Annotated in this window: 24 protein-coding genes and 2 tRNA genes; 19 read left to right on the forward strand and 7 right to left on the reverse strand. The window is 40.2% G+C overall.

What is annotated here, in order from left to right; all coding sequences use genetic code 11:
* The first annotated feature begins 22 nt into the window (after positions 1-22).
* From M997_RS03055 to M997_RS17625, 12 genes are all read left to right on the forward strand, one after another.
* A tRNA-Leu gene (locus M997_RS03055) sits at positions 23-112 on the forward strand.
* Between the two features lie 60 nt (positions 113-172).
* Positions 173-249, forward strand: a tRNA-Met gene (locus M997_RS03060).
* A gap of 201 nt (positions 250-450) precedes the next feature.
* Entirely contained in the window at positions 451-903 is a 453-nt protein-coding gene (gene rimP, locus M997_RS03065) for a ribosome maturation factor RimP (protein ID WP_064718632.1), read from the forward strand.
* Between the two features lie 20 nt (positions 904-923).
* Positions 924-2,432 (forward strand): transcription termination factor NusA, encoded by a 1,509-nt coding sequence (nusA, locus tag M997_RS03070; protein ID WP_064718633.1) that lies wholly within the window; start codon positions 924-926, stop codon positions 2,430-2,432.
* 22 nt (positions 2,433-2,454) lie between these two features.
* A complete protein-coding gene (gene infB, locus M997_RS03075) occupies positions 2,455-5,208 on the forward strand; it encodes a translation initiation factor IF-2 (protein WP_064718634.1) in 2,754 nt (917 codons plus the stop codon).
* Between the two features lie 310 nt (positions 5,209-5,518).
* Positions 5,519-5,920 (forward strand): 30S ribosome-binding factor RbfA, encoded by a 402-nt coding sequence (gene rbfA / locus M997_RS03080; protein WP_064718635.1) that lies wholly within the window; start codon positions 5,519-5,521, stop codon positions 5,918-5,920.
* Positions 5,920-6,873 (forward strand): tRNA pseudouridine(55) synthase TruB, encoded by a 954-nt coding sequence (truB, locus tag M997_RS03085; protein WP_064718636.1) that lies wholly within the window; start codon positions 5,920-5,922, stop codon positions 6,871-6,873. The genes rbfA and truB overlap by 1 nt, the downstream gene beginning before the upstream one ends.
* Positions 6,874-6,998: 125 nt before the next feature.
* The gene (rpsO, locus tag M997_RS03090; RefSeq protein ID WP_064718637.1) at positions 6,999-7,268 is read left to right on the forward strand and encodes a 30S ribosomal protein S15; all 270 of its coding nucleotides are present in this window, start codon (positions 6,999-7,001) and stop codon (positions 7,266-7,268) included.
* A 251-nt stretch (positions 7,269-7,519) separates the two neighbouring features.
* Positions 7,520-9,649: a polyribonucleotide nucleotidyltransferase gene (pnp, locus tag M997_RS03095; protein WP_064718639.1), complete on the forward strand. Its 2,130-nt coding sequence runs from the start codon at positions 7,520-7,522 to the stop codon at positions 9,647-9,649.
* A gap of 114 nt (positions 9,650-9,763) precedes the next feature.
* The gene (gene nlpI, locus M997_RS03100) at positions 9,764-10,651 is read left to right on the forward strand and encodes a lipoprotein NlpI (protein WP_064718641.1); all 888 of its coding nucleotides are present in this window, start codon (positions 9,764-9,766) and stop codon (positions 10,649-10,651) included.
* A gap of 172 nt (positions 10,652-10,823) precedes the next feature.
* A complete protein-coding gene (locus tag M997_RS03105) occupies positions 10,824-12,746 on the forward strand; it encodes a DEAD/DEAH family ATP-dependent RNA helicase (protein WP_064718643.1) in 1,923 nt (640 codons plus the stop codon).
* A 294-nt stretch (positions 12,747-13,040) separates the two neighbouring features.
* A complete protein-coding gene (locus M997_RS17625) occupies positions 13,041-13,406 on the forward strand; it encodes a hypothetical protein (protein ID WP_192876375.1) in 366 nt (121 codons plus the stop codon).
* 24 nt (positions 13,407-13,430) lie between these two features.
* Here M997_RS17625 and M997_RS17670 read toward each other — a convergent pair whose 3' ends face one another.
* From M997_RS17670 to M997_RS17835, 3 genes are all read right to left on the reverse strand, one after another.
* A complete protein-coding gene (locus M997_RS17670; RefSeq protein WP_239994693.1) occupies positions 13,431-13,649 on the reverse strand; it encodes a hypothetical protein in 219 nt (72 codons plus the stop codon).
* Positions 13,650-13,859: 210 nt separating this feature from the next.
* A complete protein-coding gene (btsR, locus tag M997_RS03120) occupies positions 13,860-14,576 on the reverse strand; it encodes a two-component system response regulator BtsR (RefSeq protein WP_064718644.1) in 717 nt (238 codons plus the stop codon).
* A gap of 2 nt (positions 14,577-14,578) precedes the next feature.
* On the reverse strand, positions 14,579-14,704 hold the full coding sequence (locus M997_RS17835; RefSeq protein WP_282955903.1) for a hypothetical protein: 126 nt from the start codon (positions 14,702-14,704) through the stop codon (positions 14,579-14,581).
* Between the two features lie 265 nt (positions 14,705-14,969).
* Between M997_RS17835 and M997_RS03125 the strand changes: the two genes are divergently transcribed.
* The 3 genes from M997_RS03125 to M997_RS03135 are packed head-to-tail and all read left to right on the forward strand — an operon-like array spanning position 14,970 to position 18,259.
* Entirely contained in the window at positions 14,970-15,941 is a 972-nt protein-coding gene (locus M997_RS03125) for an HlyD family secretion protein (protein WP_064718646.1), read from the forward strand.
* A gap of 9 nt (positions 15,942-15,950) precedes the next feature.
* On the forward strand, positions 15,951-17,096 hold the full coding sequence (locus M997_RS03130; protein WP_064718647.1) for an ABC transporter permease: 1,146 nt from the start codon (positions 15,951-15,953) through the stop codon (positions 17,094-17,096).
* Entirely contained in the window at positions 17,096-18,259 is a 1,164-nt protein-coding gene (locus M997_RS03135; protein ID WP_064718648.1) for an ABC transporter permease, read from the forward strand. The genes M997_RS03130 and M997_RS03135 overlap by 1 nt, the downstream gene beginning before the upstream one ends.
* Positions 18,260-18,394: 135 nt before the next feature.
* On the opposite strand, the gene M997_RS03140 is transcribed toward M997_RS03135, so the two are convergent.
* Both M997_RS03140 and ubiU read right to left on the reverse strand, forming a co-directional pair.
* A complete protein-coding gene (locus M997_RS03140; RefSeq protein WP_064718649.1) occupies positions 18,395-19,273 on the reverse strand; it encodes a U32 family peptidase in 879 nt (292 codons plus the stop codon).
* 13 nt (positions 19,274-19,286) lie between these two features.
* On the reverse strand, positions 19,287-20,282 hold the full coding sequence (gene ubiU / locus M997_RS03145) for a ubiquinone anaerobic biosynthesis protein UbiU (protein WP_064718650.1): 996 nt from the start codon (positions 20,280-20,282) through the stop codon (positions 19,287-19,289).
* A 217-nt stretch (positions 20,283-20,499) separates the two neighbouring features.
* On the opposite strand from ubiU, the gene ubiT reads away from it, so the two are divergent.
* Entirely contained in the window at positions 20,500-21,033 is a 534-nt protein-coding gene (gene ubiT / locus M997_RS03150; protein WP_064718651.1) for a ubiquinone anaerobic biosynthesis accessory factor UbiT, read from the forward strand.
* Positions 21,027-21,533: a GNAT family N-acetyltransferase gene (locus M997_RS03155; protein WP_064718652.1), complete on the forward strand. Its 507-nt coding sequence runs from the start codon at positions 21,027-21,029 to the stop codon at positions 21,531-21,533. Before ubiT ends, M997_RS03155 begins: the two co-directional genes overlap by 7 nt.
* A 16-nt stretch (positions 21,534-21,549) precedes the next feature.
* Here M997_RS03155 and M997_RS03160 read toward each other — a convergent pair whose 3' ends face one another.
* Entirely contained in the window at positions 21,550-21,837 is a 288-nt protein-coding gene (locus M997_RS03160; RefSeq protein ID WP_064718653.1) for a GIY-YIG nuclease family protein, read from the reverse strand.
* A gap of 289 nt (positions 21,838-22,126) precedes the next feature.
* Between M997_RS03160 and M997_RS03165 the strand changes: the two genes are divergently transcribed.
* Positions 22,127-22,378: a YdgH/BhsA/McbA-like domain containing protein gene (locus M997_RS03165; protein ID WP_064718654.1), complete on the forward strand. Its 252-nt coding sequence runs from the start codon at positions 22,127-22,129 to the stop codon at positions 22,376-22,378.
* A gap of 113 nt (positions 22,379-22,491) precedes the next feature.
* Positions 22,492-22,932 carry a YhbP family protein gene (locus M997_RS03170; protein WP_064718655.1) on the forward strand — a complete coding sequence of 147 codons (441 nt, stop codon included), beginning with the start codon at positions 22,492-22,494 and terminating at the stop codon, positions 22,930-22,932.
* 10 nt (positions 22,933-22,942) lie between these two features.
* Here the strand turns inward: M997_RS03170 and M997_RS03175 are convergent, their stop codons facing one another.
* Positions 22,943-23,305 carry a hypothetical protein gene (locus M997_RS03175; protein WP_064718656.1) on the reverse strand — a complete coding sequence of 121 codons (363 nt, stop codon included), beginning with the start codon at positions 23,303-23,305 and terminating at the stop codon, positions 22,943-22,945.
* Positions 23,306-23,385 lie beyond the last annotated feature (80 nt).

A 23,385-nucleotide genomic window follows, 5' to 3' on the forward strand; every position in this document is an offset into this window, starting at 1 on the left:
TAAATAACAGTCTCATTCAAGTGCCGAGGTGGTGAAATTGGTATACACGCTACCTTGAGGTGGTAGTGCCTACAAAACGGGCGTACGGGTTCAAGTCCCGTTCTCGGCACCATTATTCCAGATAACTTGCGTTTTGCTTGTTATCAGCGTAAAATTTGCCACGTTTTTCGAACGCGGGGTGGAGCAGTTTGGTAGCTCGTCGGGCTCATAACCCGAAGGTCGTCGGTTCAAATCCGGCCCCCGCAACCACTTCTAACAATACAGCACTTTTCTCATTAATCATCTTGTAAATCGATTATGATCCTGAGTGGAATGTGCCGTAAGAAGAGGTTATTCTCGAATGGCAATTTACAGGGTCCAGTTGCATAAAGCCCCGAATTTCGGGGTTTTTTGTTATCAGAGAATAGAATACTGGGCTATAGGCCCTTTTTTTATGCCTTGGGGGTGGTTTTGTCCACATTAGAGCAAAAATTAACAGCGATGGTTTCAGCACCAGTAGAAGCATTAGGCTTCGAATTTGTTGGTCTTGAGTTTATTCGTGGCCGAGAATCAACATTGCGTATCTATATTGATAGTGAAGATGGTATCACTGTTGATGATTGTGCTGATGTCAGCCACCAGGTCAGTGCTGTGTTGGATGTTGAAGATCCGATTCAAACAGTTTATAACCTTGAGATTTCATCTCCTGGTTTAGAAAGACCTTTATTCACTACAACGCATTATGAGCAATTTATCGGTGAAGAAGTCGCCGTTGTATTACGAATTGCAATGCAAAACCGCCGCAAATGGCAGGGCATTATTAAATCTGTCGCCGGCGAAATGATCACGGTTACTGTGGATGGTAAAGACGAAGTGTTCGCACTGAGCAACATCCAGAAAGCTAACCTGGTACCCCACTTTTAAGTTTTGAAGAGGCAACTAGGATGAACAAAGAGATTCTGGCTGTTGTGGAAGCGGTCTCTAACGAAAAATCTCTTCCTCGTGAAAAGATTTTTGAAGCACTGGAAACCGCACTGGCGACAGCAACTAAGAAAAAATATGAACAAGAGATTGATGTGCGTGTGTGCATTGATCGTAAAACGGGGGATTTTGATACATTCCGCCGTTGGCTTGTGGTTGAGGAAGTGACTCAGCCTACCCGCGAAATTACATTTGAAGCTGCACAATATGAAGAACCTGAAATTGAATTAGGTGGCTTCATTGAAGATCAAATTGAATCTGTTACTTTCGACCGAATCACAACACAAACGGCTAAACAAGTTATCGTACAAAAAGTACGTGAAGCTGAACGAGCAATGGTTGTTGATCAATTCCGCGAACACTTAGGCGAAATTATCACCGGTGTTGTGAAGAAAGTGAACCGTGATAACATCACCCTAGATTTAGGAAACAACGCGGAAGCCGTTATTCTACGTGAAGATATGCTTCCACGTGAAAACTTCCGTCCTGGTGACCGTCTACGTGGTGTGTTATACGATGTACGTACCGAAACACGTGGCGCACAGCTTTTCGTTACTCGTTCTCGCCCTGAAATGCTGGTTGAATTATTCCGCATTGAAGTGCCAGAAATTGGCGAAGAAATCATTGAGATTAAAGCCGCCGCTCGTGATCCAGGATCTCGTGCCAAAATCGCAGTAAAAACCAACGATAAACGTATCGACCCAGTCGGTGCATGTGTTGGTATGCGTGGTGCGCGTGTACAAGCTGTTTCCAGTGAACTGGGCGGCGAACGAATTGACATTGTTCTGTGGGATGATAATCCTGCACAATTCGTTATTAACGCAATGGCTCCGGCAGATGTTGCTTCTATTGTTGTCGATGAAGACAAATGCACAATGGATGTGGCAGTTGAAAGTAGTAATTTAGCTCAAGCGATAGGCCGTAACGGTCAAAACGTTCGTCTTGCTGCTCAATTACTGAAAAAACATCGCGGTGATGACAAGTGGGAATTAAACGTCATGACTGCTGATGACCTGAATGCTAAGCATCAGGCGGAAGCAAACGCAGCCATTGAAATATTTACTAAGCATCTCGACATTGATGAAGACTTCGCAACCGTCTTGGTTGAAGAAGGTTTCTCTACCCTTGAAGAGTTAGTTTATGTGCCAATTGACGAATTGTTAGCCATAGATGGTTTAGATGAAGAAACTATCGAAGCTCTACGTGAAAGAGCCAAAGCTGCATTAACGACAATTGAATTAGCTCAAAAAGAAAGCCTAGGCGATAACCAGCCAGCTGAGGACTTATTAGCCCTTGAAGGCTTGGAGCGCTCTTTAGCATTTGATCTAGCTGCCCGTGGTATCTGCACACTGGAAGATCTTGCCGAACAGGGTATCGACGACCTAACTGATATTGAAGGTTTAAATAGTGAGCGCGCAGGCGAACTCATTATGGCCGCACGTAATATCTGCTGGTTTGGGAATGATGCATAATAACTGAGCAGGAAGGAACAGAATGACAGATGAAACAGTAAAATCACTGGCAGAAGAAATTCAGACACCGGTTGAACGTTTAGTACAGCAGTTTGCTGATGCTGGTATTGAGAAGACCGTCTCTGATTCTGTCTCCCAAAAAGAGAAAGAGACCTTGCTGGCTTGGTTGAACCGTGATAAAGACATATCAACTGGCCAGCCAAGTAAATTGACACTGCAACGTAAAGTTCGTAGTACGTTAAGTGTTCCTGGTACAGGTGGCAAAAGTAAATCAGTAGCCATCGAAGTCCGCAAAAAACGCACTTATGTGAACCGTGATGTAATTGAAAAATCACAAGCGGAAGAGCAGGCGCTGCGTGAAGCGGAAGAAAAGGCGCATCGCGAAGTAGAAGAGAAAGCACAGCGCGAAGCACAAGAAAAAGCACAGCGCGCAGCTGAAGAAAAAGCAAAACGTGAAGCACAAGAGGCCAAGAAACAGGCCGAAGAAAAAGCGAAACGTGAAGCTGAAGAAGCAAAACGTGAAGCAGCGGAATTAGCTAAGCGCGAAGCAGCGGAAAAAAATAAAGTGAAACAAAACGATAAACCAAAAGCTGATGTAGCAGATCAGGATAAAGCACGTCGCAATGCTGAACTGGCTGAACTGAAACGTAAAACAGAAGAAGCACAGCGCCTTAAAGTTGAAGAAGAGACGCGCGCTGCAGCAGAAAAAGCACGCCGCTTAGCTGAAGAAAACGCTGAAAAATGGACTGCTGAACCTAAGGCTCCTGAAACAGAAAGCGCGGACTATCATGTAACTACATCTCGTTATGCTCGTGATGCAGAAGATGAAAGCGATGCAGAAGTAGAAGGTGATCGCCGCCGCGGTCGTACTGCTAAAGCACCTCGTGCTAAGAAAAATAACCGCCACTCTGAAAAAGCGGATCGTGAAGAAGCACGTGCAGCGGGTCGTTCTAATAAGAAAGGCAAACGTAAGAGCAGCACTTTACAGCAAGGCTTTAACAAACCTGCTGTTGCAGTCAACCGTGATGTTATCATCGGTGAAACCATTTCTGTTGCTGAACTAGCAAACAAAATGGCTGTAAAAGGTTCTGAAGTTATTAAAACCATGATGAAAATGGGCGCAATGGCAACCATTAATCAGGTTTTAGACCAAGAAACGGCACAGCTAGTTGCTGAAGAAATGGGTCATAAAGTTATTTTACGTCGTGAAAACGAATTAGAAGAACAAGTTATGAATGACCGTGATACTGGTGAAGAAAGCGAGGTTTCTCGTGCGCCAGTTGTTACTATCATGGGTCACGTTGACCACGGTAAAACATCATTACTTGACTATATTCGTTCAACGAAAGTTGCATCAGGCGAAGCGGGTGGTATTACTCAGCACATTGGTGCTTACCACGTTAAGACTGATAAAGGCGAAATTACTTTCCTTGATACCCCAGGTCACGCCGCGTTTACTTCAATGCGTGCTCGTGGTGCTCAGGTAACAGATATCGTTGTTCTCGTTGTTGCTGCGGATGATGGCGTAATGCCTCAAACTATCGAAGCAATTCAGCATGCTAAAGCGGCTAACGTACCCGTCGTTGTGGCTGTGAATAAAATCGATAAGCACGAAGCAGACCCAGATCGCGTTAAAACTGAGCTATCTCAATATGGCATTTTGTCAGAAGATTGGGGTGGTGAGACTCAGTTTATGCATGTATCTGCAAAACAAGGCCTTGGTATCGATGAATTACTGGATGCAATCTTATTGCAAGCAGAAGTTCTTGAACTGAAAGCAGTGAAAGAAGGCATGGCAAGTGGTGTTGTTATTGAATCTTACCTTGATAAAGGTCGTGGTCCAGTTGCAACTATTCTTGTGCGTGAAGGTACACTGAATAAAGGTGATATCGTTCTGTGTGGCTTTGAATACGGTCGTATTCGTGCAATGCGTAACGAACTAGGCCAAGAAGTTCAGTCTGCTGGTCCTTCAATGCCAGTTGAGATCTTAGGTCTGTCTAACGTTCCTTCTGCTGGTGATGAAGCGACAGTTGTTCGTGACGAGAAGAAAGCGCGTGAAGTTGCACTGTATCGTCAAGGCAAATTCCGTGAAGTGAAACTTGCACGTCAACAGAAATCTAAACTGGAAAACATGTTTGCTAACATGGAAGAAGGCAAAGTTTCTGAACTGAACATCGTACTGAAAACTGACGTTCAAGGTACTTGTGAAGCAATTACTGATGCATTAGTTAAACTGTCTACCGATGAAGTGAAACTGAGAATCATTGGTTCTGGTGTCGGTGGTATCACTGAAACAGATGCAACTTTAGCAGCAGCTTCTGAAGCAATCATCCTTGGCTTTAACGTGCGTGCAGATGCATCAGCGCGTCGTATTATTGAACAAGAAAGTGTTGATTTACGTTACTACTCCGTTATCTATAGCCTGATTGATGAAATCAAACTGGCCATGAGCGGTATGTTAGCACCTGAATACAAACAAGAAATCATGGGTCTTGCAGAAGTCCGTGATGTGTTTAAATCACCTAAATTCGGCGCAGTTGCAGGCTGTATGGTGGTTGAAGGTAACATCAAACGTAACAACCCAATCCGTGTTCTACGTGATAACGTGGTTATCTACGAAGGCGAGCTTGAGTCATTACGTCGCTTTAAAGATGACGTTAACGAAGTTCGTAATGGTATGGAATGTGGTATCGGTGTGAAAAACTACAACGATGTCCGTGTTGGCGACATGATTGAAGTGTTCCAAGTTATCGAAATCAAACGTTCTATTGCTTAATTTAGTACGTCTTGCTTTAAAAGGGAGCTTAATAGCTCCCTTCTTATTCCCTTCTTTGCTCTGTTTATCCTCGCTTATTTTTCTCCTTTATTTTTCAATATAACCGAAATAGATTGGCTTTCAGTAATTTATGAAAGCAAGAGAACAGGGTAAAATAGCAACGAAGAAAAATGTTTATTTCTAAAGTGCATATGAGCAGAAAGCAGTCGTAAGACGCCACATCATGTATACTCTTTAGAAGTTATCTATTTTTGAATCAGAATCAATAGTGGCAATCAGAGAAAATGCTGTATTGCCAGGGAGAGATAAAATGGCAAGAGATTTTAGCCGTGCCCAACGCGTTTCTCAGGAAATGCAAAAAGAAATCGCAATCATCTTACAGCGTGAAGTCAAAGATCCTCGTATTGGAATGGCTACCGTATCAGGTGTTGAAATTTCACGTGATTTGGCTTACGCCAAAGTTTTCGTGACTTTCTTTAATCTATCTGGTGGTGAAGAAAGCGAAGAAGAAATGGTTGCTAATGGCTTAAAAGCATTAAATGAAGCTGCGGGTTTTATTCGTTCATTACTGGGTAAAGCGATGCGTTTACGTGTTGTGCCTGAGCTGACATTTTCTTATGACAACTCATTAGTTGAAGGTATGCGTATGTCTAACCTTGTAACTAATGTGGTTAAGGATGATGAAAAACGTCGTCATAAAGAGGAAGAGTAATGGCGCGGCGTCGTAAGGGGCGTGAGATTAACGGTGTCTTGTTACTCGATAAACCCCAAGATATTTCCTCTAACGATGCGCTCCAAAAAGTCCGCCGTATGTTCAATGCAAGTAAAGCAGGGCATACGGGGGCACTGGATCCTTTAGCAACAGGAATGCTACCTATTTGTTTAGGTGAGGCAACTAAATTTTCTCAGTTTTTGTTGGATTCAGATAAGCGTTACCGTGTTATTGCGCGTTTAGGGCAACGAACGGATACTTCTGATGCACATGGCGAAATTATCCAAGAACGTCCAATTGAGTTTACACAACAAGCATTGGATAGTGCATTAGATAGCTTTCGTGGCGAAACGTTACAAGTGCCTTCAATGTACTCTGCATTAAAACATCAAGGTAAACCCTTGTATGAGTATGCAAGACAAGGCATTGAAATTGAACGTGAAGCGCGACCTATTACTGTTTATGAACTACAATTTATACGTTGGGAAAATGACGAATTAGAGCTTGAAATTCACTGCTCTAAAGGAACTTATATTCGTACGATAATCGATGATCTTGGTGAGAAATTACATTGCGGAGCACATGTTATTTTTTTACGTCGATTAGAAGTTGCTGATTATCCTAAAGAACGTATGGTAACACTTGAGCAATTGAGAGAATTGATTGAAGAAGCACAATCAATGGAAGACGAGCCGTTTTCTCGACTTGATGCGTTATTATTACCAATGGATACCGCAGTTGCTCATTTCCCTGTTGTTAACTTATCCACGGTTATTGCGGGATACTTAAAATTAGGTCAACCTGTTAGAGTTAACCATGATATTGCTGAAGGTGAATTACTTAGAGTCACTGAAGGTGATGAAGAAAAATTTATTGGTTTAGCGATTATCAGAGATGGACTGGTTGCACCTAAAAGAGTGGTTGTTGAATACAACACAACTGATAACACTTAATAGCAATTCTTGCGCAAACTGTGTTTGCAGCGTAGAATAATGCGGCTATCTGTTTAGGTGGCTGAGTTGGGTAGCTGAATTAGAGATTGGCTATCTAAATATTTTATATCATTTTGGAGTTTATTATGTCTCTAAGTACTGAAGCGAAAGCAAAAATCGTTGCTGAATTCGGTCGTGGTCTTAACGATACCGGCTCTAGCGAAGTTCAGATTGCACTGCTGACAGCAGAAATCAACCACCTGCAAGGTCACTTTTCAGAGCATAAAAAAGATCACCACAGCCGTCGTGGTCTGCTGCGTAAAGTTTCCAGCCGTCGTAATCTGCTGGACTACCTGAAACGTAAAGATGTTGCTCGTTATTCTGCACTGATCGAACGTTTAGGTCTGCGCCGCTAATTAAGCGAGTTTCAGTGGAAAGGGGCCTGTTGGCCCCTTTTCTACTAGAACGTGCTATTTTTAATACTAGTCGTTATGTTTTAATGTGGTGATTGTTATTTAGATTCTCTAGTTACGACAATTCGCGCGGCTAATGAAAATATTTTAATACAATGCGGAAAATATTTTCATTAGTCGCGAGGGGACGTAGCGGAGAAAAGATCATTCATCGTCGCTAAACATGTGGCGACAATAAGATAAAGGATATTATTTTGCTGAATCCTACAGTTCGTAAATTTCAATACGGTCAACATACCGTAACGCTTGAAACGGGCATGATGGCTCGTCAAGCAACGGCAGCTGTAATGGTAGACATGGACGGCACCGCTGTTTTTGTTACTGTTGTTGCCAAGAAAAAAGTTAAAGCAGGTCAAGATTTCTTCCCATTAACGGTTAACTATCAAGAGCGTTCATACGCTGCTGGCCGTATCCCAGGTAGCTTCTTCCGTCGTGAAGGTCGTCCTGGTGAAGGCGAAACGTTAATTGCACGTTTAATTGACCGTCCTTTACGTCCATTATTTCCAGAAGGCTTCTTAAACGAAGTTCAAATCGTTGCTACTGTTGTTTCTGTTAACCCACAAGTTAACCCAGATATCGTTGCAATGATTGGTGCTTCTGCGGTTTTAGCACTGTCAGGTGTGCCATTTAATGGCCCTATTGGTGGTGCACGTGTTGGCTTTATCGATGGCCAATATGTTCTGAACCCAACCGTTGATGAGCTGAAAGTCAGTAAATTAGACTTAGTGGTTGCAGGTACTGCGGGTGCGGTACTGATGGTAGAATCAGAAGCTGATTTATTATCAGAAGAAGAAATGTTAGGTGCGGTAGTATTTGGTCATGATCAACAACAAGTTGTGATTGAAAATATTAATGCATTAGTTGCAGAAGTGGGTAAAGAGAAATGGGACTGGGCACCAGAAACCGTTAATCAACCTTTACATGACCGTATTGCACAAATTGCTCAAGCACGTATTGGTGATGCTTACCGTATTACTGAAAAACAAGAACGTTATGAGCAAATCGATGCTATCCGCGATGAAGTAGTAACGACTTTATTAGCTGAAGACGAAACATTAGACGAAGGCGAAATCAATGATATTTTCTCTAGCTTAGAGAAAAACATTGTTCGTGCTCGTGTATTAGCTGGTGAGCCACGTATTGATGGTCGCGAAAAAGACATGGTACGTGCGTTAGATATTCGCACTGGTTTATTACCACGTACTCATGGTTCAGCACTATTTACTCGTGGTGAAACTCAGGCGCTGGTTACTGCTACATTAGGTACAACGCGTGATGCTCAAAATATCGATGATATTATGGGTGAACACACAGATTCATTCTTACTGCACTATAATTTCCCTCCATACTCAGTTGGTGAAACCGGTATGATGGGTTCACCAAAACGTCGTGAAATCGGTCATGGCCGTTTAGCAAAACGCGGTGTATTAGCAGTAATGCCAACACTTGAAGAATTCCCATATACCGTTCGTGTGGTTTCAGAAATCACAGAATCAAATGGTTCATCTTCCATGGCTTCTGTTTGTGGTGCTTCTTTAGCACTGATGGACGCAGGTGTACCAATTAAAGAATCTGTTGCAGGTATTGCGATGGGTCTTGTGAAAGAAGGCGAAAACTTCGTTGTTCTTTCAGATATTCTTGGTGATGAAGACCATTTAGGCGATATGGACTTTAAAGTTGCGGGTAGCCGTAACGGCGTCAGCGCATTACAAATGGATATCAAAATCGAAGGTATCACTCGCGAAATTATGCAAGTTGCGTTAAACCAAGCGAAAAGCGCTCGTCTACATATTTTAGGTGTAATGGAAGAAGCAATTAGCCAACCTCGTGCTGATATTTCTGAGTTTGCACCACGCATTCATACCATCAAGATCAGTCCAGACAAGATCAAAGACGTTATCGGTAAAGGTGGTTCTGTTATTCGTGCGTTAACCGAAGAAACAGGTACAACTATCGAAATCGAAGATGACGGTACTGTGAAAATTGCTGCAACTAGCGGTGACCAAGCGAAACTGGCAATTGCTCGTATCGAAGAAATCACGGCGGAAGTAGAAGTGAACCGTATCTATAATGGTAAAGTAACCCGTATTGTTGACTTCGGTGCATTCGTTGCTATCGGTGGCGGCAAAGAAGGTTTGGTTCATATTTCTCAAATCGCAGATAAGCGTGTTGAGAAAGTCAGTGATTATTTAACGATGGGACAAGAAGTTCCTGTTAAAGTACTGGAAATTGACCGTCAAGGCCGCATTCGCTTGAGCATGAAAGAAGCACAAGCAAATCAGCAGGAAGCAACAGAAACTTCATCTGAAGAATCTGCTAATTAATGATATTCTACTACCGGTATCTAGACATAGGTATCGGTAGGGATTTATTATTACTGACAAATAGGACGTCATTGAATGCTTTTTGTTGAAAGAGTCTGACTTTGGGAGTTGGAAATGAAAACATTTCTGCGCGGTTGTTCTATTGCTGCTTTCGTCTTTATTTCAGGATGCAGCACTAGCCCAGAATGGCGTCAGAATGCAGTTTTTGCTACTCCACTACAGCCTTCTTTACAACAAGAAGTGATATTGGCTCGTATAGAACAGATCCTTGCGAGCCGCTCATTAACCGAAGATGAATACGCACAGCTTTTATATGAGCGTGGTGTGCTGTATGATAGTCTCGGTTTAAGAGCATTAGCGCGTAATGATTTTTCAATGGCGCTATCAATGAGACCCGATATGCTAGAAATATTTAATTTTCTAGGTATCTATTTTACGCAAGCAGCAAATTATGATGCTGCATACGAAGCGTTTGATTCTGTTTTAGAGCTTGATCCAACTTACAATAATGCGCGTTTTAATCGTGGTATCGCTTTATACTACGGTGGCCGATTGAAATTGGCGCAGGATGATCTGCAGGCGTTTTATCAGGTCGATCCAAATGACCCCATTCGTTCGCTTTGGTTATATCTTGTTGAAAAAGAAATAAACACTGATTCAGCTAAACAACAGCTGAAACAGCGATACCAGCAGGCGAATAAAACGGGGCAATGGGGATGGAATATAGTTGAATTTTACTTAGGTGATATCAATGAAAAAACATTGATGACAAAACTAGGTGAAGTTTCAACCGATAACACTTCGCTCGCTGAGCATCTCAGTGAAACTAACTTCTATTTAGGTAAGTATTACCTAAGTCTGGGGGACATGGATAGCGCACAAGCGTTATTCAAGCTGACGGTTGCCAACAACGCACATAACTTTGTTGAGCACCGCTATGCATTGTTGGAATTAGCGCTGTTAGGCCAACAAGAAGACCTAGCGGAATCGGACCAGCAATAGCTGACGAACATTTCTCTGATCAGTTTGAAAGCCATCATCTATGAAGGATGAGGGCTTGTTTGTTCGTTTAATAATATAATTTGAGCCAGTTCACATTTTAGATGATAAAGACCGACAAACCATGCGGTATGTTATGTCAACTGGCTGCCATAATGAATGAGGCACAGTGACAATGACTACTGAAACCGATATGACTTTTGCTGATCTAGGTTTATCAGCACCTATTTTGACTGCACTGAATGACTTAGGCTATGAAAAGCCTTCTCCAATTCAGCAACAATGTATTCCTTCTCTTTTAAACGGTAATGACGTTTTAGGTATGGCACAGACCGGTAGTGGTAAAACCGCTGCATTTAGCCTGCCACTATTACACAATCTTGATGAATCATTAAAAGCACCACAAATTTTAGTATTAGCACCAACCCGTGAACTTGCAGTACAGGTTGCTGAAGCTATTGAAGATTTCGCTAAACATTTACCAAAAGTGAATGTTGTTGCACTTTATGGTGGTCAACGTTATGACGTACAATTACGTGCATTACGTCAAGGACCACAAGTTGTTGTTGGTACTCCAGGACGTCTGTTAGACCACTTAAATCGTGGCACTTTAGATTTATCCAAACTGAAAGGTTTAGTACTGGATGAAGCTGATGAAATGTTACGCATGGGCTTTATCGAAGATGTTGAAAATATCTTAAGTAAAATCCCAGCAGAACACCAAACAGCACTGTTCTCTGCAACAATGCCAGAAGCAATTCGTCGTATTACACGCCGTTTTATGAATGATCCTAAAGAAGTTCGCATTCAAAGCAGCGTAACAACTCGTCCAGATATCAGCCAAAGCTATTGGATGACATTTGGCGCACGTAAAAATGAAGCGCTAATTCGTTTCCTTGAAGCGGAAGATTTTGATGCAGCAATTATTTTCGTTCGTACTAAAAACGCAACATTAGAAGTTGCTGAAGCGTTAGAGCGTAACGGTTATAACAGTGCGGCATTAAATGGCGACATGAACCAATCATTACGTGAACAAACATTAGAGCGTTTGAAAAATGGTCGTTTAGATATCCTGATCGCAACAGATGTTGCTGCTCGTGGTCTTGATGTTGACCGTATTAGCCTTGTTGTGAACTATGATATCCCTATGGATTCAGAATCTTATGTTCACCGTATTGGTCGTACAGGTCGTGCGGGTCGTGCGGGTCGTGCAATTTTATTTGTTGATAACCGTGAACGCCGTTTACTGCGTAATATCGAACGCACAATGAAGATGACAATCCCTGAAGTCGAACTGCCAAATGCAGAGCTCATCAGCCAACGTCGTCAAGAAAAATTTGCACAACAAATTACTCAACAATTAGAAACAAGCAATCTGGATCAGTATCGTGCTCTGTTACCAAAATTAGCGCCAGCGGGTGAAGAAGCGTTAGATATGGAAACATTAGCTGCGGTATTACTGAAAATGGCACAAGGTGAGCGCGCGCTTATTCTTCCACCAGATCCAGTTCGTCGTCCACGCCGCGAATTTAATGATCGTGATGATCGTCGTGGTGATGATCGTCGTCGTGGTGATAACGACCGTGAGCGTTCACCTCGTCGCGAACGTCGCGAAGCCGGTGAAATGGATTTATACCGCATTGAAGTAGGTCGCGATGACGGTGTTGAAGTTCGTCATATCGTTGGTGCAATTGCTAACGAAGGTGATATCAGCAGCCGTTATATTGGTAATATCAAATTATTTGGTTCTCACTCAACTATCGAGTTACCAAAAGGTATGCCAACAGACTTATTAAGTCACTTTACTCGCACGCGTATCATGAACAAACCACTGAATATGCAATTAGTGGGTGATGCACAACCTTACCGCGAACGTCGTGGTGGTGGCAGCAGCAATAGCGGCAGCCGTCGTGAAGGTCAGCCACAAGGTGGTCGTCGTTTTAGCAGTAATGCTGAACAACCACAACGCCGTGGTAATGCTGATCGTGCTAACAGCGGTGAACGCAGCAGTAATGAACGTGGTGGTGAGCGTGGAAACTTCCGTAGCCGTAGCAACGAAGGTACTCCTCGTCGTCGTAGCAGCTCTCATAACCAATAAGAGAGAAGGCTATTAATTCAGTTTTAATCTGAATTAGTGATAAAAATAAAAACCAGTCTGTGAAAATGGACTGGTTTTTTTATGCCTACTTGGATGATACAAAAGGAGTATAACGAACTGTATTTATCAATATGAGGAAGAAGGAAATCAATGCCAAGGAATCAAACCAATTAATTAGAATTACGTTGTATTGAGTTAGATACTGAAACTCAAAATTATTATTTTAATTTTTATGTCGATGGAAAAGCATTAGATGAATGGCTTGGTTTTAATAAACAAACTGATTGGCGTTTTTTGAATTTTGATTTTGATATTTTTGTTGTAGATAAAACTCGGTTTCCTGATTATGACCATCGCCAAATTATTGGCAATAAAATAGACCAATATCTAGGGATAAAACCTGTCTTTACCCAATTAGAAGATAACCGATTGGTACTTTATCGTTGCCATTGTGGTTGTGATTATTGTTCTGTTATTTCCTGTGATTTGGAAATTAATGATGGATATGTAAAATGGCGTAATATTGCTTATGACGATGGCTTAGATAGCGAAGATGCATTAGATCTTGATGAACATAGAATTAGAATGATTAAACAACTTATTTTTACTCGACAGCAATATCAACAAGTCTTTAATGAGTATTTAGAAAAATATTCATAATTATTTAAATACCCATTTACTTCATTATTCAGCTTTACTAATTAACGCAATTATTTCTGCATCTACAAGTGGTGCTAATTTTGCACTGATGACGATTTTTTTATGTTTTTTATTAAAGCTCCTAGTGATGATTTCTTTAAATAAACGTATTTCAACTTTAGATAAGCCATCTTCCACTTTTTCTAAAGGATGAATGACGACATCTCTCTTTTTACAAAATAGCGAGGTAGTATTAATATTCACACGCTCAAGCACAGCCTGAATGGCTTTAATAGCAGGAAAAAATCACCAATTAACATTCGAGTATGAGAAAAATGACTTTCTGCTGAAGTTTCTTCTTGAGTATGAAGATCACGCATTTCAATACGATTTGTATAAACTTTAATAGCTATACCTTAAATAAATAGGTTCCATCCTATTTTTATATCCTTTTATTTTTTCATTGCTATTTAATTAACTTAAACCTATTGCTTCTTTTAAAGGTTTTAAATAACGTCGGCTGACAGGAATTTTACTATTATTATGCAATATTAATTCGGCTTGGCCGCTATCGCCAAAAATAATTTCGTTCACGTAGTCCATATTTACCAAATATTGGCGATGACAACGTACAAGCTGTGTACGCATTTCTAATGTGCGTAATGTCAGCTCAGTAAAGCCTTCTTGCCCTTGGCTATTGGTAACATAAACACCACTAAGTCTTGATGTCGCAAATACTGCGTCATCTATTGGCATTAGCCAAATACGGCTATGTCCGGTGCAAGGAATACACTTTAAACGCTCTTCTGGTGGCGTTAATAAATCGATATTTTGTTTATTTCCTTGGCGTAGACGGTTCAGTGTCTTACTTAAACGTTCTTGTTCTAGTGGTTTGAGTAAATAATCAAATGCATGTTCTTCAAATGCCTGAATAGCGTATTCTTCAAAAGCAGTCAGAAAAACAATATAAGGACGGTGTTCAGGATCAAGCATTGTTACCATTTCAAGCCCTGTAATACGAGGCATTTGAATATCAACAAAGACGACATCGGGTTTTTTACGATGTATTTCGCCAATAGCCTCAATGGCATTGCTGCATTCGCCAACGATATGAATATCTTTTTCTACTTCAAGTAAGCAACGTAAGTTTTCACGAGCTAATGGCTCATCATCAACAATTAATATATTCATTATTATGCTGTGTTATCCATACTTTTCTCTAAAGGTAAGCAGATTTTGACCTTAGTAAATTCGTCAGGTTGATAATCAACAACAACGCCATAAAGGTCGCCATAGCGCAGTTTCAATCGTTTATCCACCAGCCTCATACCTAGTCCTAACTCATGAGAAGGACACTGAGGGCGATAAAGACCTGCATTATCGCAAATTTCGATAATGATTAAATGACACTCTTGATAAGCATGGATTGTAACCTTTCCTGTTTCTAATAACTGTGATCTATCAAATAAAATATTCCTCTACATCAGTGATCTAGCGCACAAAATTCTTAAAAGGATTTGATGTTTTTGTGTAATATAACTTGTCAGTGAGTGTTCTACTTCACTATTAAGGTCTAATCGTTATATGAAAAAAAGTGCAATTTATCTGATTTTACTAATGCTGATATTAATCGCATTAGCCATACTTTTCCGCGCGCATAATCAATATTTATTGCTGCAAGGAGAAGTTGACGCACCTGAAGTTATTGTTGCGTCTAAAGCAAAAGGTCGCGTTATTGAGCGTCATATTGAGCGTGGTGATGATGTAAAAGCAGGGCAATTAATGATTACATTAGAAAGCCCTGAACTTAATGCACAAGTTGCTGCGCTTGAAGCGGCTAAAGCACAGGCTCAAGCTCAATTAGATTTATCACTCCACGGTACAAGAGAAGAGAGCATTCGTAATTTAACCGCTGTTTTATCTCAAGCCAGTGTTGAGGCTGCTAATGCAGCAAGAGACTTTCAACGTATTAGTGCTGTTGCCAATAAAGGTTATGTTTCTGCGACAGAGTTAGATAATGCTCGACGCAGTAGAGATGTAGCGAATCAGCGAGTTCGCGCTGCACAAGCTGATCTTGATGAAGCTAAAAATGGTGATCGTATTGAGTTACGTAATAAATATACGGCAGCGTTAGATCAAGCAGAACAACAATTGATTGAACTGAAGATCCAGCAAGAAGATCTACAAGTTAAAGCACCAGTTGATGGTGAAGTTGGCCCAATTCCTGCTGAAATTGGTGAACTTTTCAATGCAAATAGTCCATTAGCAACACTGATTCGTATTCCTGAAGCTTATTTTGTTTATAACCTAAGAGAAGATATCTTGGCTGATATCCGCAAAGGTGATCGCATTACAGTGGTGGTTCCTGCATTAGGTAATAAAGAAATTGAGGCGCAAGTACGATATATCGCTCCAATGGGGGATTACGCTACGAAAAGAGCAACGCGTGCAACGGGTGATTTTGACCTTAAAACTTTTGAAGTTCGACTTTATCCGACAACACAAATTGAAGGGCTGCGTCCGGGTATGAGCGCATTATGGCGCTGGGATAAATAAGGACGAATAATGAGAGTAAAGGCAGCTTGGCGAGGATTTAATAGCGCGTTTTCGCGAGAAACTCATATGGCAGTTCGTAGCCCCGTTTTCCACTGGCTTAGTTGGCTGTTTCCATTGATGTTGTTTACGTTAATAAGCGCTAACTTTTCTGAAGGCACATTGCTGAATTTACCGGTATCTGTAATTAATAACGATAATAGTCCGTTATCAAGAACACTTATTCGTAACTTAAATGCAGGCTCTCATGCGCAATTAAATACCTTGGATGGTAATCCACGCACAGCAATGGAAAGATTAGGTAGTGCGCAAGATTACGCTATTCTTACTATTCCTCGCCATTTTCAAAATTGGGTACTTGCTGGAAAACAGCCCACAGTACGTATGTATTATAATGGCTTATATTATGCCGCAGGCAGTTACGCCATACAGGATTTCAGTGGGTTAATAGCCGAATTAAATGCACAATATCGCACGGTATTAGCACAAGAAATGCATAAACCTGTACCACCTTTAGCCAAAGTGACTCTCTCTTATGACAGCCTCTTTAATGCAAGTGGTAGTTATATCTATTATCAACAATTTGCTGCAACGATTCATATGCTTCAGCTATTTGTCGTGACATGTACTATCTATTCTCTGTCACGAGGCAATATGCTACTCAATATTAAACCATTCACTTTTGCTTTAATTGGTAAATTATCTCCTTATACGTTGTTTTTTCTCACTCTATTAATTGTTGAGTTAGCGGCATTGGTACACTTTTCAGGTGCAAAAGTTAACGGTAATCCGTTGTATATGGTGTTAGTGGGGTTCTTTTATATTATAGCTGCACAGAGTGTGGGGTTACTGCTCTTTGCGTTTACCAGCAGCGCCATTGCTGCTTACAGTATGATAGGTATGCTTGTGAGTATTGCTTTGGCATTTTCAGGTATGGCCGTACCTGAACTTTCGATGATTTTACCGGCGCGGATCATTTCTAATTTAGAGCCTTTAACTCACGCATTAAATGCGATGTTTGATATTTTCTTAAGAGAGGTATCGCTACAAGGTATTATCTATGTGTGCTTGTTATTGCTGATTTATCCTGTGGCTATTGCACTACTGATCCGTAAACGTATTTTTAAACGATTGAAATTACAGGTAGGTGTTGCATGATGCAGATGTATTTTCAAACGTTTAAACGTGTCTTATTGTCAATGCTAGAAAAGCCAATGTGGATGTTGTTGATTGTATCCCTTTGTGTGATGAGTTTAGTTTATGCAAAACCAGTGTTGTGGGAGCTTCCGGTTGCGGTAATTAATCAAGATCATAGTCCTGCTAGTTATTCACTGATTCGTTCATTAAATGCTACGCCCAAACTGAGTGTAAAAAATTACGATAATCTCGAGGAAGCTCGTCACGATATGATTATGCGTGAGCTATTTGCCATTATTATTGTCCCCACCAATTTTGAAAAAAAATTACTTAATGGCAAAGATGTCACGGTTCCTGTATTTGGTGATGCCACTAACCGTTTAGCCAGTGGACAAATTCAACAAGAGCTAATGCTTGCCTATCAACAGTTATTAGATTCTTACAATAATCGTATTTTACAGAACGCAGGTTTCAGTGCTGAGCAATCGAAGATATTATTAAAGCCGATTCAAAGTGAAACAATCACGATGTATAACCCCGGTGTGAGCTTTGCGGCAATTGTTTTTCCGGGCTTATTAGTGATGTTATTACAACACTCCTTATTAATTGCTTGTGTCCGAGTGAGTATTGCGGTGAGAAGTACACCAAAAGGTAAACCGCCTTTAGCTGTTTATCTTGGTGCATTATCTGCACTTATTCCTATTTGGTTATTTTTATCTACCGTATTTTTTGCATTATGGCCTTGGATATTGGGCTATCGCCAGGAAGCTCCGCTTTATCAAATATGGATGTTAACTTTCCCATTTTTATTAGCAGTATTGGGATTAGGTAAATTAATCACAGAATGCTTACGTAGTGTGGAAATGATTTATTTAACGCTAGCATTTGTTACCACGCCTGTGTTCTATATTTCAGGCACTATTTGGCCTTTGCAAGCAATGCCTGATTGGGTATTCGCTGTTTCATCCGCACTTCCTTCTACATGGGCTGTAAACGCGATGGCGGGGATTAATCAAATGGGTATGTCATTCCAAGGTATATTGGGTGATATCGTGATGATGTTAATTTTAGGCTTAGTTTACACCGCGCTGGGCGTATTTGTAGGAATGCTACGCAATGGTGAGTTAAGACATATCACTCATCAGTTTCGTCATTGGATGTATCATCGTGGTGGAACCAAGTAGGTAATACATTATAATCTTATCAGTTAAAGTGTATTTAACCCCAAAATTTGATTTAATTAAAACCTCACAATCAAAATTACCTTGGGAAGAATAAGACCACTCTATGATGAAATAAAATAGAGTGGTTTAGATTGTCTACTCAACCAACTCCAATCCAGCCAATTTACGCCAATAACCATTACAATCATGGTGTTGAATTGTTGTAATAGGTTGCTGACCTTGTTCATTTTGGCGAAATTTCTGCAAGGTAGCAAAAATAGCTTCTGATTCAGGTGAAAGACGAACAATATCGACTAATCCTGCCATTGAGGTTTGTTCGTTACCTAAGTTATAGCAATAGCCACTTTGTGTTTGTATGCCATTGAGTATAAAAACTTGCTGATTTTCTTGAGAAAATACTTCGCGGCCTTGTGGATATTTTAAACAACAGGTTTCACAATCATCTTTTGATCTGTCTTCTGAACGAGCGGTAAAACAACGCGCTGAATAAGCTAAAGGTAAATGCCCATAAGCAAATACTTCAACTTCAAATTTGTCTCTAATACCCAATGTTTCACACTGTGCTAAAAGATTATCTAACCAATCACGAGAAAGCTCGACAGGCATACACCAACGAATCATTCCTTGTTTGTGCAATAAACGCAGCGCGTAGGCGTTATAACAATTAAGCCCATGACCTGCTACAAAAGGTAAATGGCGCTCAGCGAGCATATTGATGACCCCAAAATCGTGAGCCTCTATTAAGAATTCGCCATTATCAACAAGCTTTGTGATCTCTTTAAGTTCTGAAGGCGCTTGTAAAAGCGCTAATGTAGAAATAACGACTTGTTTACCACTTTTAGCAACTTCTTTAGCAATATTTAGCCAATCTTGTGGTTTTGTTTCACGACGTTTGCTGCATACGGTTTCGCCTAAATAGATAATATCCGCATTTGATGCTTTGGCTTTTTCATAGAAGGTTTCAAGCGTCGCCTTTTGCCAATAATAAAGTACAGAACCAAGAGCATATTTCATTTTCAAATCCTTATTACTGCCATTTTCGGTGATAAGCACCCAAGGTTGTTTGTGTTCCTTCTGATAAATTTCCTAACGCATTCATCCAACGTGGATTGGTATTAAAGCCTTGAGGATCTTTTTTACACTGATCAATGGCTGCACGCCAAACTCTTGCTACTTCAGTAACATAAGCGGGGCTACGTTGACGGCCTTCAATTTTCACTGAGGCAATATTCATTGCCATAAGCTCAGGCAGTAGAGATAGCGTATTTAAGCTGGTGGGTTCTTCTAATGCGTGATAGCACTGGTCATCAACAAGGTATCGACCTTTACATAATGTTGGGTAACCCGCATTTTCATCAGGTAAATAACGATCTATGAGTACATTATTCAGACGCGATTCCATGCCTTGTGGTGTTTGTTGCCAACGAACAAAACGAGCTGGCGAGCAAGCGCCAACCGTATTTGGGGATTCGCCAGTTAAATAAGACGAAAGATAACATCGTCCTTCAGCCATAATGCATAAGCTGCCAAAAGCAAATACTTCTAAAGGTACTGGGCTACTCTGTGCTAATTGTTTGACTTGATGAATAGAAAGCACACGAGGAAGTACGACTCGAGCTACATCAAAGTGACGCTGATAAAACTCAATAGCTTGAGTATTGGTTGCTGAGGCTTGTACTGAAACATGTCGTTCTATATGGGGATAGCGCTCGGCGGCATATTCTAGCATCGCAATATCAGCCAAAATCAATGCATCGGCTCCTAGAGATGCCGCCATATCCACGGCTCTTTGCCAGCGTTCAAAGCCATCAGGATGAGCAAAAGTATTAATAGCAATGTGTAATTTTCGCTGGTGGCGATGAACGTAATTAACCGCCTCTTGTAGCTTCTTTTCCGTGAAATTAAGTCCGGCGAAGTGTCTGGCATTGGTATCATCTTTTAAGCCGATATAAACAGCGTCAGCACCATTATCAATAGCCGCTTTCAGTGCAGGTAAGTTACCTGCGGGGCATAACAATTCCATCTTCACTTCCCTTTAGAGATTAAAAATGATCAGAAATTGTAATTAGCAAGATAAAAAAAGGTTTTGATTTAGGGCAGAGAACAGTGCGTTTAACTTAAGTAAAATAAGATAACTCAAAATATGACCAACGGATTAACGGAATATTGATATAGGATCGCAGAATATCTGTCTATCTCTGGCACAATAGCCTCTATTTAATTTAAAGGAGTCCGAAAAAGTGTTCAGTAAAATTCGTACCCGCCTAGTAAAAGATGGCCCTCGTTTCTTACGTTACCCTTTGCAAGTTACGCCATTTGCATTGCAACGTGATATTTTAGAACAGTTTTTAAGCTGGCAATTTCGTGAGTCACTCGCTGAAGGTGATTTGCATTTTTTAGAAGATAAATGGCTAAAAATCGAAATTAAGGATTTACAATTACAGTGGTTTATCAGTGTTCGTGATGATAAATTAATTGTTAGCCGCTTGGAAAAAGAAGATGTCAGCTTTAGCGGAAATGCCAATGATCTTATTTTAATTGCTGCTCGCAAAGAAGATCCAGATACGCTCTTTTTCCAGCGTCGCCTACAAATTGAGGGCGATACAGAACTCGGGTTATATGTAAAAAACCTGATGGATGCAATTGAACTAGATTCAATGCCATCTGTGTTGCGTTTTGGTTTATTACAACTGGCTGATTTTGTGAAAAGTGGACTTCAAGAATCAACTGAAGACATCACTCACAGCCATGAACTGAGCTCAACTTCATGCTAATACGTGTTGAAATTCCTGTTGATATCCCCGCGATAGATAACCTTTTGCGCCATAGTTTTCCTACTCATGCTGAAGCTGATTTAGTAGGACATTTACGAGAAGAAGGGCTGCTGACATTAGGTATGGTCGCAGTTGATGATGAAGGACAAGTAATGGGCTATATCGGATTTACGCCTGTTGATATTGATGGAAAAGATTGTCAGTGGGTTGGACTTGCCCCTCTGGCTGTGGCTAAAGAGTTCCAAGGTCAAGGCATTGGCCGCCAGCTTATTAATGAAGGCCTTGATATCCTAAATGAGTTTGGTTATGGTGCCGTAGTGGTATTAGGTTCGCCTGATTTTTATCAAAAATCAGGATTTGTTGCAGCCAAAACACAAGGGCTTTACTGTAAATGGCCTGATACTGAAGACGCATTTCAAATTTATGCGTTGGATAATGGCAGCATTGAAAATATCCACGGTTTAGTTAATTACTCACCGCTGTTTGATCAATTTAGCTAATATAACCATAACAGGTTTAACTTTGAGCTAAATAGCATGCAATGTCTGAAGGCTGGTCTGTGATCAGCTTTTCTTTTTGCTTTTTTTTCAGTTGCTTTAGTTGGTATTCTAATTGCAAAGCCCGTTGTTTACTGCCTATCTTGCATTGAAATTCTAAAGATAAAGGGCCTTTTCCTTTTAACGCTTTTGCACCAACGCCTTTCTCATGCTGAGTAAAACGTCGCTCAACATCAATCGAGATCCCAGTATAAAGATGTCCTAAACGATTTCTAACGATATAAAGTGACCATACTTCACTTGGCATCGTATTTTCCCTTTTTGTGCTGAAAATTTATTTAATAAATTATATTTCTTAATTGTTGAGGTGAATAATTTACAGCTTTATTAATGTTAAATCTATCAATCTTATCAATGAGTTGTAAATATTTTGTGATGTTAATCACTCATTTCAATAAAAAGATAATCAATTTTTTTGAATAAGAACAGCAATTATTGCTAATTTTAAAGTCAAATGAAAGTGCATAATATAAATCACATCACAGAGACATACTCCGCGATAAATAACAAATCTTAGAATTTAATTGGAGTTTATTATGAAAAAATCTACATTAATCGCTGCAACATTAGCTTTAAGTGCTATTTCATTCGGTTCAATCGCTGCTGATAGCGTATCTACAAGCCATACTTCAACAGGTGAGTATATCACTATTTCAGGTAATGATACTTTAGACGGTTTAACAACTAAAATTGCACAAATCGCGAAAGACCAAGGTGCAACAAGCTATAAAGTTATTGGTGCTACAGGTGACGAATATCTGACTGTTAGTGCTCAAATTTATCGTTAATAGCATATTATTAACGATAAATAACCTGTAATAAGAGACACGCGCAAGACGCTTGTTCTGATGATATAATTATCTGATGAACAGCGTCTCTTTTTATTTTATACAGGTACATAATGTTGCCTATAAACTCGCTCAAAATAATTAAACAATTTATAAACGAACACCATGTATTTACTTTGTGCACAACAAATTCTATGCAAGATATTTGGTGTGCGAATTGTTTTTATTGGTTTGATAAGCAGCAAATGCGGCTGATCTTTCTAACAGAAAAAAAGACGCGTCACGCTCAAATGATGCAGAAAAATTTATCTGTTGCAGGGAGTATTAGCACACAAGAGATGAGTATCTCGAATCTGCAAGGTATTCAATTTACAGGCTCAGTGTCTTTGCTAACAGGTATTGAAGAACTGAGTGCAAGACAGCATTATTGTTCGCGTTTTCCTGTCGCGTTGGCCGCAATTCATACCCCCATATGGCAATTACAATTGCAAGAAATCAAGATGGTTAATAATAGTTTAGGTTTTGGCACTAAACTCTATTGGCAACGAGATTAATATTTTCTGCTTATTCCCAAAAGTAATGATTTTTTTGCTCCCATCCTTTTAAAGACATACATGAAGTATAGAATAGTTTTCTATCTTCTTGGTTAATATCTTCTACATAACTTTCAGTCATTGGCACACGTTCTGTGTAGGTTTTTTTATCACCACAGTGATCTTTATCGTCTTTGCGGCATGTTTTTTGCACATCACGATAGACTGTACGTTGTAGCACTTCTTTACGTATTGGATAACGGGTATTGGCATTAAGATCACAAAGAAGCTTTGCTTCTTGTAATGTGTAGTCTGATACGCCTTTCGGCTCCCAAGTACTGCTACATCCTGAAAGTAAAACGATTGAAAATAAAGATAAAATAAGAGACTTCATAAAGTTAATCATCGTAAAAAGAATAGTTAAGAACAATAATAATAAAACAGAATTAATAGATTTTGCTATCTTTTTTGAAA

Origin of the sequence: Proteus hauseri ATCC 700826 (assembly GCF_001654965.1) — a bacterium.
Taxonomy (GTDB): Bacteria; Pseudomonadota; Gammaproteobacteria; order Enterobacterales; family Enterobacteriaceae; genus Proteus; species Proteus hauseri.

What these genes read in the sequence shown, in the direction of transcription:
- nusA (WP_064718633.1), top strand. Translation starts at nt 924, where the DNA reads ATGAACAAAGAGATTCTGGCTGTTGTGGAAGCGGTCTCTAACGAAAAA.
- infB (WP_064718634.1), top strand. Translation starts at nt 2,455, where the DNA reads ATGACAGATGAAACAGTAAAATCACTGGCAGAAGAAATTCAGACACCG.
- rbfA (WP_064718635.1), top strand. Translation starts at nt 5,519, where the DNA reads ATGGCAAGAGATTTTAGCCGTGCCCAACGCGTTTCTCAGGAAATGCAA.
- truB (WP_064718636.1), top strand. Translation starts at nt 5,920, where the DNA reads ATGGCGCGGCGTCGTAAGGGGCGTGAGATTAACGGTGTCTTGTTACTC.
- rpsO (WP_064718637.1), top strand. Translation starts at nt 6,999, where the DNA reads ATGTCTCTAAGTACTGAAGCGAAAGCAAAAATCGTTGCTGAATTCGGT.
- nlpI (WP_064718641.1), top strand. Translation starts at nt 9,764, where the DNA reads ATGAAAACATTTCTGCGCGGTTGTTCTATTGCTGCTTTCGTCTTTATT.
- M997_RS03105 (WP_064718643.1), top strand. Translation starts at nt 10,824, where the DNA reads ATGACTACTGAAACCGATATGACTTTTGCTGATCTAGGTTTATCAGCA.
- btsR (WP_064718644.1), bottom strand. Translation starts at nt 14,576, where the DNA reads ATGAATATATTAATTGTTGATGATGAGCCATTAGCTCGTGAAAACTTA.
- M997_RS03125 (WP_064718646.1), top strand. Translation starts at nt 14,970, where the DNA reads ATGAAAAAAAGTGCAATTTATCTGATTTTACTAATGCTGATATTAATC.
- M997_RS03130 (WP_064718647.1), top strand. Translation starts at nt 15,951, where the DNA reads ATGAGAGTAAAGGCAGCTTGGCGAGGATTTAATAGCGCGTTTTCGCGA.
- M997_RS03135 (WP_064718648.1), top strand. Translation starts at nt 17,096, where the DNA reads ATGCAGATGTATTTTCAAACGTTTAAACGTGTCTTATTGTCAATGCTA.
- M997_RS03140 (WP_064718649.1), bottom strand. Translation starts at nt 19,273, where the DNA reads ATGAAATATGCTCTTGGTTCTGTACTTTATTATTGGCAAAAGGCGACG.
- ubiU (WP_064718650.1), bottom strand. Translation starts at nt 20,282, where the DNA reads ATGGAATTGTTATGCCCCGCAGGTAACTTACCTGCACTGAAAGCGGCT.
- M997_RS03155 (WP_064718652.1), top strand. Translation starts at nt 21,027, where the DNA reads ATGCTAATACGTGTTGAAATTCCTGTTGATATCCCCGCGATAGATAAC.
- M997_RS03160 (WP_064718653.1), bottom strand. Translation starts at nt 21,837, where the DNA reads ATGCCAAGTGAAGTATGGTCACTTTATATCGTTAGAAATCGTTTAGGA.
- M997_RS03165 (WP_064718654.1), top strand. Translation starts at nt 22,127, where the DNA reads ATGAAAAAATCTACATTAATCGCTGCAACATTAGCTTTAAGTGCTATT.
- M997_RS03170 (WP_064718655.1), top strand. Translation starts at nt 22,492, where the DNA reads ATGTTGCCTATAAACTCGCTCAAAATAATTAAACAATTTATAAACGAA.
- M997_RS03175 (WP_064718656.1), bottom strand. Translation starts at nt 23,305, where the DNA reads ATGAAGTCTCTTATTTTATCTTTATTTTCAATCGTTTTACTTTCAGGA.